Origin of the sequence: Pseudomonas sp. R2-60-08W (assembly GCF_003852335.1) — a bacterium.
GTDB lineage: Bacteria > Pseudomonadota > Gammaproteobacteria > Pseudomonadales > Pseudomonadaceae > Aquipseudomonas.
The window spans coordinates 2,481,320-2,493,200 of record NZ_CP027731.1 but is presented as its reverse complement, the minus strand read 5'-3'; the positions used below and the strand labels follow the sequence as shown (position 1 = coordinate 2,493,200).

The following is an 11,881-nucleotide window of genomic DNA, read 5'->3' as shown; positions in this document are numbered from 1 at the left end:
TAAATATCAGTCACTTGGATTTTGGCACAGCCCTTGCTCTTACCCCTTTACCCGCCAGGACCGTCCTGAGGCCAACAATAAAAAGGGGTCATACATGAATACAAAAAACATCCGCCTGGGCTTGATCGGCGCCGGCCGCATGGGCAGCTTCCACGGCCTGACCGCCGCCCGGCACATTCCCGGCGCTTGCCTCGCCGCCATCGCCGACCCTACGCCAGGGCAAGCCGCACGTCTGGCGGCAGAGCTGGGTGTAGCCAAGGTTTACACCGACCCGCAGCAACTGCTCGACGACCCGGATATCGACGGCGTACTCATCGCCGCCCCCGCTCGCAGCCATGCCGAACTGGTGATCAGCGCCGCCCGTGCCGGCAAGGGCATCTTTTGCGAGAAACCCATGGCGATCACCCTCGATGAAGCCGACCGCGCCATCGCCGCTGCGGCCGATGCCCGAGTGCCACTGCAAGTCGGCTTCAACCGGCGCTTCGCCAACAGCTTTCGCGCCGCCCACCTCGACGTCGCCGCAGGCCGAATCGGCACTCCGCAGTTGCTGCGCTCCCTGACCCGCGACCCGGCGCTGAACAACCCTGGCGCCTCACCGCAATGGGTGATTTTCCTGGAAACCCTGATCCACGACTTCGACACCCTGCGCTACCTCAACCCCGGCGCCGAAGCGGTGCAAGTGCAGGTGATGGCCGACGCCCTGATCGCCCCGGACTACAAAAGCCAGGGTTTGCTCGACACCGCCGTGGTCACGATCCGTTTCGATAACGGCGCGATTGCCACTGCCGAAGCCAGCTTCCAGGCGGTGTATGGCTATGACGTGCGCGGTGAAGTGTTCGGCAGCGCCGGCATGCTGACCATGGGCGGCGTGCAGGCCTGCGACCTGGTGCGCTACCAGGCCCAAGGCATCCAGGCCGACACCCAGCGCCTGGACACCGACCTGTTGCGCGATGCCTACATTGCCGAGCTCAACCACTTCGTCGACTGCCTGCAAAGCGGCGCCAAGCCCCTGGCCAGCGGGGAAGATGCCCGCGCCGCCCTGGCGATTGCCCGCGCGTGTATCCAATCCTATGAGCAAGGCACGGCGGTGAGCCTATGAGCCCGTTCACGCTGGCGGTGAGTGCCGAGATGGTGTTCCTTGACCTGCCCTTCGTCGAGCGGGTCAAACGGATTCATGCCCTGGGTTTCAGCGCCGAAATCTGGAACTGGACCGATAAGGACATCAACGCCCTGGCTGCGACGGGCGCGGACTTCACCTCCATGACCGGCTACATCAGCGGCACGCTCACCGACCCCGACGGTATCCGCCACTTGCTCGACAGCGCCCGCGAATCCTTAAGCGTTGCCGAGCGCCTCAAGTGCCCCAGCCTCAATTTGCACGGCACCGGCCTGGGTGACGGCGGCCTGCCGGTGCAACCCGTCAGCCGGACCACCGGGCGCATGTGGCTGAGCGCCTGCAAGACGCTGGAGAAAATCGCTCGCCTGGGGCAAGACGCCGGCCGCGTGTTCCTGCTGGAAAACCTCAACACCGAGGTCGACCACCCCGGCACGCCATTCGCCCGCGCCGACGACACCCTGGCGCTGATCGAGGCCGTGGGCAGCCCGCATTTGAAAATGAACCTGGACCTTTACCACGCGCAGATCGGCGAAGGAAACCTGATCGAATTGATCCAGCGCGCGGGCAGCGCCATCGGCGAAATCCAGGTGGCGGACGTGCCCGGGCGCCAGGAGCCTGGCACCGGCGAAATCCACTACCCGGCGATTGCCAGGGCGCTGCAGGCCATCGGCTACAGCGGCGTGGTCGGCCTGGAAGCCTGGGCCAGCGGCGACAGCGAAGCCGCCCTGGAGCGTTTTCGCCAAGCCTTCACCCTATAACAACAAGAGGAACACCTCATGCATCGCTATTCATTGATCGTTGCCACCCTGTTGCTGCTGTTCAGCCAATGGACCTTCGCCGCGTATCGCATCGGCGTGAGCATCGCGCGGGTCGACGATAACTTCATGACCTATGTGCGCACCGGCCTTGAAACGGCCGCCAAACAACAGGACGTGCAGATCCAGTTCGAGGACGCCCAGGGCGACGTGGTGCGTCAGCTCAACCAGGTCGAAGGGTTCCTCAACCAGAACGTCGACGCGGTCATCGTGCTGCCGGTGGACACTGCCGCCACCGCCAACATGACCCGCGCCGCCGTGGCCGCCAATAAGCCATTGGTGTACGTCAACCGCCATCCGGACCAACGCACGCTGCCCAAGGGGGTCGTGACCGTGGCGTCCAACGACATCGAAGCCGGGCAACTGCAAATGCGCTACCTCGCGGAAAAACTCGGCGGCAAGGGCAACGTGGCGATCATCATGGGCGACCTGGCGCAAAACGCTACCCATGATCGCACTGAGGGCGCCAAGCAGGTGCTCAAGGACTTTCCCGGGATCAAGATCGTCGAGCAGCAAAGTGCCGAATGGCAACGCAGCAAGGCCATGGACCTGACCAGCAACTGGCTGCTGGCGGGCACGCAGTTCGATGCGATTGTGGCCAACAACGATGAAATGGCGATTGGCGCGGCCATGGCGTTGCAGCAGGCCGGCAAGGCCAAGGGCAACGTGGCGATTGTCGGCATCGATGGCCTGCCCGATGGCTTGGCGGCGATCAGGCGCGGCGTGCTCACCGCCTCAGTGTTCCAGGACCCCAAAGCCCAGGCGACTCAAGCGGTACAAGCGGCGGTGCGGATGATCAAGGGCGAGCCAATCGAGTCAGAGGTGTGGGTGCCCTTCGAACTCATAAAACCCGAACAGGTAGCGGTGTTCGAACAGCGCTACAAATAATTGAAGCCAAGAAGATCCAAATGTGGGAGGGAGCAAGCCCCCTCCCACACTTTCAGTCCAAGTCGCTCGCACTATGGCGCTCGGCCAACTGATCATCGCCGGACACCCGATTCACCCGCCGCCCGCGCTGCACCGCCGGCCGTGCATCGATCGCATCCGCCCAGCGCATGACGTGCTTGTATTCATGCACCGAGAGAAACTCCGCCGCCCCATACAACCGCCCTTTGACCAACCCGCCGTACCAGGGCCAGATGGCGATGTCGGCGATGGTGTAGGCGTCCCCGGCAATGTATTCGCTCACCGCCAGGCGCTTGTCCAGCACATCCAGCTGGCGCTTGGCCTCCATGGCGAAACGATTGATCGGGTATTCCATCTTGCTCGGCGCATACGCGTAGAAATGCCCGAAGCCGCCGCCCAGATACGGTGCGCTGCCCATCTGCCAGAACAGCCACGACAGGCATTCGGCACGGGCGGCAGGTTCGGTGGGCAAAAACGCGCCGAACTTCTCGGCCAGGTACTGCAGGATCGCGCCCGACTCGAACACGCGAATCGGCGCAGCGCCGCTGTGATCCATTAACGCCGGGATCTTCGAGTTCGGGTTCACCGCCACGAAACCGCTGCCGAACTGGTCGCCGTCACCGATCTTGATCAGCCAGGCGTCGTATTCGGCACCGGTGTGCCCGAGCGCCAGCAGCTCTTCGAGCAGGATCGTGACCTTCTGCCCATTGGGCGTGGCCAGGGAATACAGCTGCAACGGGTGCTTGCCGACCGGCAGCGCTTTTTCATGGGTGGCGCCGGCGATGGGCCGGTTGATGCTGGCGAAGGTGCCGCCGCTTTCGGTGTCCCAGGTCCAGACCTTGGGGGGTACGTAGTCAGCCATGCTCGGTGCTCCTAGGGGCGCTTGCGATCAACAAAGGGTTTTAGACTAAACCAAAGATGCGTGGCGCGTCACACTGGCGTCCCCGTCTTGCCCAGGCACCTGCACACGCAGGGCGATGAGCAAGGCCGCGAGCAACATCAACACACCCGCACCGATAAACACCCCACCAATGCCACTGAAGCTGAACATCAGCCCGCCACCGGCAGCGCCCGCCGCGATGGCCGACTGCACCGACGCGACGACCATGCCTCCGGCACTTTCCGCCTGGTCCGGCACCGCACGCGCGACCCAGTTCGACCACGCCACGGGCACGCCGCCAAATGCCATGCCCCATAGCGCCAGCAGCATCGCCTGGCCCGGCAGTGACGCCGGCAACCAGACCAGGGCCAGTGCCGCAATTCCCACCAACACCGGCATTAACACCAGTGTTGTGCGTGGGCGGCGCACCAGCAGCCACCCGGCGAGCAGCGTGCCGGCGAAATTCGCCACGCCAAAACCCAGCAGCATCAACGCCAGCCCCTCGGTGTCGACCCCGGTGGTGCTTTCCAGGAACGGCCGGATGTAGGTGAACAGTGCGAAATGTGCGGTGTGCACCAGTACGCAGCCAAACATGCCGATGGCGATGCCGGGGCGCAGCAGTACGTCCAGCACGGTGCGCAGGCGCGCGGTGCCATGGGGTGCCATGCGCGGCAGCGTGAAGGCCTGGAACGCCAGGGTCAGCAGGCCGACGGCGGCCGCCGCAATAAACGCACTGCGCCAGCCGTACAGGCCCCCCATATAGCTGCCCAGCGGCACGGCGACCACGGTGCCTAGGGCGATTCCGCTGAAAATGATCGACAGCGCACGGGGCAAGGACGCCGCCGGCACCAGGCGCATCGCCACTGCAGCCGCCATGCTCCAGAAACCGCCGAGGGCGATGCCCAGCAGGATGCGCATCAACAACAGCACCGTCAGGCTGGAGGACAATGCCACCAGCAGGTTGGAGGCGATCATCAGCGTGGAAAACCCCAGCAGCACGACGCGCCGGTCGATACCACGGGTCAGCCCCGGCACCAGCAGACCGGCAAACAGCGCCACCACCGCCGTCACTGTGACGGCTTGCCCGGCCAGCGCCTCTGTAACGCCCAGGTCCAGGGCCATCGGTGTCAACAGGCTGGCCGGCAAGTACTCCGCCGTGAGCAAGCCGAATACCCCCATCGCCAGGGAAAATACCGCCAGCCAGGCCGGCTCTGTCACAACGCCCGCAGGCGCATGGGCTGCACAATCAGTCATCGCAGGTCTTCCTCAAGTCATTAGCGAGGCGCTCAGTCTAGGTAGGCCGGCCAGGATGATCTATGATACAAAGCCTTGAGTTTTTAACCGAAACCCCGAGTATGACTTCAGTGGACGCATTCACCGCTTCTTCAGAGCTGATCAACGAGTTGCTGCGCGGCATGCGCCTGCGCGGTGTGCAGTACCGGCGCATCCAGGCCGGGCCCACCTTCGGCATGGGCTTTGGCGCCCGGCCGGGCCACGCCTATTTCCACTTTATCGCGGCCGGCCGCGCCACGCTGCGCACTGAGGACGGCAGCCTTTTCGCACTGTCGGCCGGCAATGCGGTGTTCATCTCCCACGGCGGCGCGCACGCGCTGTTATCCGCAGCGGATGCCGTCGTGCAGGACATCGACCATTTCGACAGCGCACCGTTGGGAGATACCGTATGCGCCGTGGATGCATCACCCGATACCGTCCCCAGCCTGGTGTTGTTCAGTGCGTGCATGGAGTTTGAGCTCGGCAGCCTCCAGGGGCTCGGCAACCTGATGCCGGCCCTGATGCTGATCGATGCCGGCGGCCAGCGTTACCCGGGACTGATGCCGATCCTGGCGGTAATGGAACGCGAAATGTCCACGGCGCGCGTAGGCTTTGCCGGTATTCTTGCGCGCCTCGCCGATGTCGTGGCGGCGATGATCGTACGCGGCTGGGTCGAGTGCGCCTGTGGCAACGCCTCGGGCCTGGTGGCCGCGTTGCGCGACCCGCGCCTGGCCAGCGCCCTGCTCGCCTTGCACCAGCAGCCGGGCCACGACTGGAGCGTGGCGGAGCTGGCCGCCCAGTGTCATACCTCGCGCTCGGTGTTCGCTGACCGCTTCCAGGCCGTCCTCGGCATACCGCCACTGCGCTATGCCACGGAACTGCGCATGCGCCTGGCCAGCCAATGGCTGACCCTGGAACGCATGCCCATCGAAACGGTGGCGCAACGCCTGGGCTACACCTCCCAGGCGGCATTCAGCCGTGCCTTCAAACGCATCACCGGGCAGCCGCCGGGGGCTGCCAGGCGTTCGGCATGAAGCCTCGCGCGGCACGCGGCCTTCAAAGCCTGACCCGATCGAATAAACACCACTGTTCAAATGTGGGAGGGGGCTTGCTCCCGATGAGGGCATGTCAGTCAATGCATCCTTGACTGACCCACCGCTATCGGGAGCAAGCCCCCTCCCACAGTTGAACAGTGGCGCCTGGCCTAGACCCAACCGCCATCCACGATAAAGTTCTGCGCCGAACACATCGCCGAGGCATCGGAAGCCAAAAACAGCGCCATATTGGCGATATGCTCGGGCATCACGCTGCCCGGCAGGCACTGGCTGCGGGCGATCAGCTCACGGGCCGCATCGTCCACCCACATGGCCAGTTGTTTTTCCGTCATCACCCAGCCTGGCACCAGGGTATTGACGCGGATGTGGTGGGGGCCTAACTCCCGCGCCAGGCCACGGGTCATGCCGTGGGCGGCGGCCTTGCTGGCGGCGTACACCGGGTAGCCGGCGGAGGCCATCATCCAGCCGACCGAGCCCAGGTTGATGATCGAGCCGCCACCGGCCTGTTTCATCATTGGTACCACGGCCTTGGCGGCAAAGAAGGCGTGCTTGAGGTTGACCGCAATCAGCCGGTCGAACATTTCCGAGTCGATTTCTTCCAGGGTATGGCGTACGTCGTTCGCCGCGTTGTTGACCAGCACCGTGATCGGGCCGAGGGAATGTTCGAAGCGCCCGATCGCCGCGCGATAGCCGATCTCGTCGGTGATATCGCAGCATTCGAACTCAACGCTATGCCCGTTGGAGTTCAACAGCGCAGCCAGGCGTTCGCCCTGGCTTTGGGCGCGGTCCACGAACGCCACCTTGGCGCCCTGGGCGGCGAACGCCCGCACCATGAACTCGCCAATCCCGGAAGCCCCGCCGGAGATCAATACGGTCTTGCCCTTGAGGTCGGGATACAGGGCCTGCTGAGTACTCATAACGTGATGCCTCGATCAATTAGTCTTATTTTATTTTACGAAATCGGCGTTAAAGGCTATAAATTCGCTGTCTCAATCATGAAATATCGCACATTAGTAGAACTATTCAATCCAAAAACAACAAAAGGAAGTTCGACCATGAAGCACCCTCGATACCTGCTGTCCGGCCTGGCGATGTCCATGTTGATCGCCAGCGGCGGCGCCCAGGCCGCAGGCCTGACCAGCGAACACAAACCCTTCGGCAAAACCAACGACGGCACCGCCGTCGAACAATACGTGTTGCGCAATAGCCATGGCATGCAAGCCACGGTGATTACCTACGGCGGTGTGCTGCAATCGCTGAAGGTGCCGGACAAACACGGCAAGGTCGACGACGTGGTGCTGGGCTTTGACGACGTACAAGGCTATCAAGGCGGTACCGCATTTTTCGGCGCGACCATCGGCCGCTTCGGCAATCGCCTGGCCGGCGGTGCGTTCGAACTCGACGGCAAACGCTACCAGGTGCCGCTCAACGACGGCCCCAACTCGCTGCATGGCGGCGCCCAGGGCTTCGACAAGCAGGTGTGGCAAGCCAAGCCGGTCAAGGACAAGGATTCGGTCGGGGTCACCCTCACCTACCTGTCCAAGGACGGTGAAATGGGTTTCCCCGGCAACCTGAAAACCGAAGTCACTTATCGCCTCAACGACAAGAACGAACTGCACATCGACTACAAGGCCACCACTGACAAACCGACCGTGCTCAACCTCACCAACCACAGCTACTTCAACCTGGCTGGCGCGGGTAATGGCGATATTCTCAAGCAGGTCGCCACCTTGCACGCCAGCCATTACACACCGGTGAACGCCACCCTGATTCCCACCGGCGAACTGGCGCCGGTCAAGGGCACGCCGATGGATTTCCTCAAGCCTACCGCCATCGGCCAGCACATCAAGGAGGATCATCCGCAGCTCAAGTTCGCCGAACCGAAACAGGGTGGGTTCGACTTCAACTGGGCACTGGACACCAAAGGCGACGTGAAGCAACTGGCGGCCGAGGTGCATGATCCTGAGTCGGGGCGGCGTTTGCAGCTCTATACCAGCGAACCGGGCGTGCAGTTCTACACCAGTAACTTCCTGGATGGTTCGGTGAAGGGCAAGGCTGGCAAGACCTACCAGCACTGGAGTGGGTTTACCTTGGAGACCCAGCACTTTCCGGATGCGCCTAACCAGCCCAAGTTTGCCTCGACCCGCTTGAACCCTGGGCAGACCTACACCCAGAACACCATCTTCAAGTTCACCGCCAACTAAAACCCTACATTGATCGTTCCCACGCTCCGCGTGGGAATGCCACCTGGGACGCTCCGCGTCCCGATTCAGAAGTGGACGCAGAGCGTCCCGGGGTGCATTCCCACGCAGAGCGTGGGAACGATCAAGTTCAGCGTTGTTTCATGCGGTCGATGACGACGGCCAACAGCAGGATCGAGCCGCGAATCACGTACTGGTAGAAGGTATCGATGTTCTTCAGGTTCATCGCATTTTCGATAATCGCCAGGATCAATACCCCCGCGATCACATGGCGGATCATGCCGATACCGCCACTCAACGACACACCGCCCAGCACACAGGCGGAAATCACCGTCAGCTCGAAGCCCTGGCCGATCATCGGTTGGCCGGAGGTCATGCGCGAGGCCAGGATCACCCCGGCCAACGCGCCGATCAAGCCGTGCACGGCGAAGATCAGGATCTTGGTGCGATCCACATTGACCCCCGCCAGCAACGCCGCTTCCGGGTTGCCGCCGATGGCCATGGTGTTGCGCCCGTAGGTGGTGTAGTTGAGCAACCAGCCAAAGAACAGGAAGCACACGATGGTGATCAGGATCGGCACCGGCACGCCCAACAGCTGGCCGTTGCCGAACACGAAGAACTGATCCTGGGACACGCCCACCGCTTTGCCGTCGGCGAAGATATAGGCCAGGCCGCGCACGATCTGCATGGTTGCCAGGGTGGTGATCAGCGCGTTGACCCGCAGCTTGGCGATCACGATACCGTTGATCAACCCCACCATCAGGCCCATCAGCAGCGCCGCGCCGATGCCGAGCATCACGCTGTCGGTGTCGCGCATCACAATCGCCGCCACCACGCCGGCGCAGGCAATCACCGAACCCACCGACAAGTCGAAATGCCCGGAGGCCAGGCAGAACAGCATGGTGCACGCCGCAATCCCCACCGTGGAAATCGCCAGGCCCAGCCCGCGCATGTTCAGCGGCGAGAGGAAGTTATCGATCAGCAAGGCACACAGGACAAAGATGCCCACCGCCGCCAGCAGCATGGCCCAGTTGTCGAGCAAGGCGCGCAGGTCGAGGGGTTTGCGTGCCGAGGGCAGCGCGTTGTTTTGAGTGGTCATGGTCGTCTCTCAGTTCGCCAGGCCGCGCGGCAAGGCCAGCTGCAGCAGGTTGGATTCAGTCGCGTGTGCGCGCAGTTGTTCACCGCGCAAGGCGCCTTCGCACAGCACCAGGATGCGGTCGGAAATGCCCATCACTTCCATCAGGTCGCTGGACACCACGATCACCGCGATGCCCTGCGCCGCGAGGTTATGGATGATCTGGTAGATCTCGGCCTTGGCGCCGATATCGATGCCACGGGTCGGTTCGTCCAGCAGCAGCACCTTCATCGGCATCGACAGCCAGCGGCCGAGGATGGCTTTCTGTTGGTTGCCACCGGACAGGTACATGATCTTCTGCGCCGCGTTCGGGGTCTTGACCTTCATCGCCTTGATCTGATGCTCGGCGTTGCCTTTCTCCCAGCCATCGCGCAACAGCCAGCCGAACGCGGAATGCGCGCCACGGGCACTGATGTTGATGTTTTCGGCGACGCTGGACAGCGGAATGATGCCTTCCTTCTTGCGGTCCTCGGGGCACAGCAGCACGCCGGCCGCGATGGCATCGCGAGGTGAGCGCAATTGCAGCGGTTCACCGCACAACTCCAGGCTGCCGGCACTGGCACGCTCCAGGCCGCTGAGCAGTCGGAACAGTTCCGTGCGCCCTGCCCCTACCAACCCGAACAGGCCGAGGATTTCGCCTTTGCGCACCTCAAAACTGATCGGTTCGCGCAAGCCGGGACCGAGCAGACCGTTGACCTTCAGGGCAACTTCGCCGTGCTCTCGCGGGCGATAGTCGTAGATGTCCTGGATATCGCGGCCGACCATGCAGGTCACCAACTGGTCGTGGTTCAGCGCGCTCATGTCATCGAAGGTGCGCACGAAGCGGCCGTCCTTGAACACCGTCACCGCGTTGCAGATACGGAACACCTCCTCCATGCGGTGGGACACGTACAACACCACTTTACCCTCATCGCGCAGGCGCGTGATGATCGCCATCAAGCGATCGATCTCCCGCGCCGAGAGGCTGCTGGTCGGCTCATCGAAGGCGATCACATGGGCGCCACGGGACAGCGCCTTGGCGATTTCCACCAGTTGGCGCTGGCCCAGAGACAAGCGCCCGAGCTTTTCCTGGGGGTCGATTTCATCCGCCAGGCCCTTTAGGCATGCCAGCGCCTGCTGGCGCAGCACGCTGCGATTGACCACGCCAAAACGCGACGGCAAATGCCCGAGGAACAGGTTCTCGGCAACCGTCATCTCCGGCACCAGGTGCAATTCCTGGTGGATCACCGCGACGCCGCTGGCAATGCTGTCGGCGGCGCATTTGAAGGCCATGACTTGCTCGCCGATCTGCACCGTGCCGGTGCTGGGAATATAGGCGCCGCCGAGGATCTTCAGCAGCGTCGATTTACCCGCACCGTTCTCGCCCATCAGGGCGTGCACTTGCCCTGGGTGGGCGGTGAAGCTGATGCCGTCGAGCGCCTTGACCCCAGGGAAAGTTTTGCCGATACCGTCAAAACGCAGGGCCGCAGCGGTCATTTCCACAGCCCGATCTTGGTCAGTTCCGCCTGGAAGTTCTCGCGAGTGATCAGGGTCACTTCGTCCATGGCGGTGTACTTCGGCGGTTCAGTGCCTTTGGTGACCCACTCGTACATCATCAGCGCGGTGTTGTAGCCCTCGATATGCGGGCTGGGCAGCATCGAGCCGAAGAAGCCGCTGTTGGCTTTCTTCAATTCACCGATGGCGTCGGTGCCATTGATGCCGATGCCGATCACATTAGCCGCCGCGAAGCCGGCGCTTTCGGTAGCACGTACGCCGCCCAGCACGGTGTTGTCGTTCATGCCGCCGATGATCAGGTTTTTTGCGCCGCCAGGCAGCTTGACCAGCGCCGAGTTGGTGGCGTCCATGCTGCCTGGGACGTCGAGGGTTTTCAGCGCGGCGGTCAGGATATGGTCCTTGGGAATGCCGGCTTCTTCCAGGGATTTGATCGAGCCGTCGGTGCGTTTCTTGCCGGTGTCGAGTTCGTTGAAAGTGTTGATCACCGCATAGGTGTCCTTCCAGTCCCAACCACGTTTTTTCGCTTCGGCGGCCATGGCGGCGCCCTGCTTCTGGCCCACTTCGAAGGCGGCCATGCCCAGGTACGGCACGTCCTCCATGAAGTTGCCCTTGGCATCGACGAAACGGTCATCCACCGCGATCACTTTCAGGCCGTTGGCCTTGGCCTTGGCGACAATCGCCGGGCCCAGGGACACATCCGGCGGGCAGATCACAAAGCCCTTGGCGCCGTTGGCGGCCAGGCTGTCGATGGCCGAAAGGGTTTTCTCACCGTCGGGCACGGCGATCTTGATCACAGTGAAACCGTGCTCCTTGCCGGCTTTTTCGGCGAAGGCCCATTCGGTCTGGAACCAAGGCTCTTCGGCCTGCTTGACCAGAAAGCCGATCTTCACTTCTTCAGCAGCCAGCAGCAGGCCGCTCAAGCTCATGGCCGAGACCGCCACAGCGGCGCAGCACAGGGAACGCAAACCACGACGACGATTCATACGGGTGACTCCTTGTTGTTGTT

11 protein-coding genes are annotated in these 11,881 nt (G+C 62.9%); 5 read left to right on the top strand and 6 right to left on the bottom strand.

Annotation, left to right across the window (positions count from 1 at the left end):
* Positions 1-94 precede the first annotated feature (94 nt).
* The 3 genes from C4J90_RS11430 to C4J90_RS11420 are packed head-to-tail and all read left to right on the top strand — an operon-like array spanning position 95 to position 2,820.
* Complete coding sequence (locus tag C4J90_RS11430) at positions 95-1,099, top strand: Gfo/Idh/MocA family oxidoreductase (RefSeq protein WP_124419792.1); 1,005 nt, start codon at positions 95-97, stop codon at positions 1,097-1,099.
* Positions 1,096-1,875, top strand: a complete 780-nt coding sequence (locus C4J90_RS11425) for a TIM barrel protein (protein ID WP_124419791.1) — start codon at positions 1,096-1,098, stop codon at positions 1,873-1,875. The genes C4J90_RS11430 and C4J90_RS11425 overlap by 4 nt, the downstream gene beginning before the upstream one ends.
* A gap of 18 nt (positions 1,876-1,893) precedes the next feature.
* Positions 1,894-2,820, top strand: coding sequence for a sugar ABC transporter substrate-binding protein (locus C4J90_RS11420; RefSeq protein ID WP_124419790.1), 927 nt, complete (start codon positions 1,894-1,896; stop codon positions 2,818-2,820).
* Between the two features lie 52 nt (positions 2,821-2,872).
* Here C4J90_RS11420 and yghU read toward each other — a convergent pair whose 3' ends face one another.
* Positions 2,873-3,700: a glutathione-dependent disulfide-bond oxidoreductase gene (gene yghU, locus C4J90_RS11415; RefSeq protein WP_124414458.1), complete on the bottom strand. Its 828-nt coding sequence runs from the start codon at positions 3,698-3,700 to the stop codon at positions 2,873-2,875.
* A 45-nt stretch (positions 3,701-3,745) separates the two neighbouring features.
* The gene (locus tag C4J90_RS11410; RefSeq protein ID WP_124419789.1) at positions 3,746-4,972 is read right to left on the bottom strand and encodes an MFS transporter; all 1,227 of its coding nucleotides are present in this window, start codon (positions 4,970-4,972) and stop codon (positions 3,746-3,748) included.
* Positions 4,973-5,073: 101 nt separating this feature from the next.
* On the opposite strand from C4J90_RS11410, the gene C4J90_RS11405 reads away from it, so the two are divergent.
* The gene (locus tag C4J90_RS11405) at positions 5,074-6,024 is read left to right on the top strand and encodes an AraC family transcriptional regulator (RefSeq protein ID WP_124414456.1); all 951 of its coding nucleotides are present in this window, start codon (positions 5,074-5,076) and stop codon (positions 6,022-6,024) included.
* Positions 6,025-6,194: 170 nt separating this feature from the next.
* Here C4J90_RS11405 and C4J90_RS11400 read toward each other — a convergent pair whose 3' ends face one another.
* Complete coding sequence (locus C4J90_RS11400; RefSeq protein WP_124362478.1) at positions 6,195-6,962, bottom strand: SDR family NAD(P)-dependent oxidoreductase; 768 nt, start codon at positions 6,960-6,962, stop codon at positions 6,195-6,197.
* A 138-nt stretch (positions 6,963-7,100) separates the two neighbouring features.
* On the opposite strand from C4J90_RS11400, the gene C4J90_RS11395 reads away from it, so the two are divergent.
* On the top strand, positions 7,101-8,249 hold the full coding sequence (locus C4J90_RS11395; RefSeq protein ID WP_124362477.1) for an aldose epimerase family protein: 1,149 nt from the start codon (positions 7,101-7,103) through the stop codon (positions 8,247-8,249).
* Between the two features lie 127 nt (positions 8,250-8,376).
* Here C4J90_RS11395 and araH read toward each other — a convergent pair whose 3' ends face one another.
* Genes araH through C4J90_RS11380 form a run of 3 tightly spaced genes read right to left on the bottom strand, consistent with a single transcriptional unit; the run spans position 8,377 to position 11,858 of the window.
* Complete coding sequence (gene araH, locus C4J90_RS11390) at positions 8,377-9,345, bottom strand: L-arabinose ABC transporter permease AraH (RefSeq protein ID WP_124362476.1); 969 nt, start codon at positions 9,343-9,345, stop codon at positions 8,377-8,379.
* Positions 9,346-9,354: 9 nt separating this feature from the next.
* Positions 9,355-10,857 (bottom strand): L-arabinose ABC transporter ATP-binding protein AraG, encoded by a 1,503-nt coding sequence (gene araG, locus C4J90_RS11385; RefSeq protein WP_124419788.1) that lies wholly within the window; start codon positions 10,855-10,857, stop codon positions 9,355-9,357.
* Positions 10,854-11,858, bottom strand: a complete 1,005-nt coding sequence (locus C4J90_RS11380) for a substrate-binding domain-containing protein (RefSeq protein WP_124362474.1) — start codon at positions 11,856-11,858, stop codon at positions 10,854-10,856. Before C4J90_RS11380 ends, araG begins: the two co-directional genes overlap by 4 nt.
* Between the last annotated feature and the right edge of the window lie 23 nt (positions 11,859-11,881).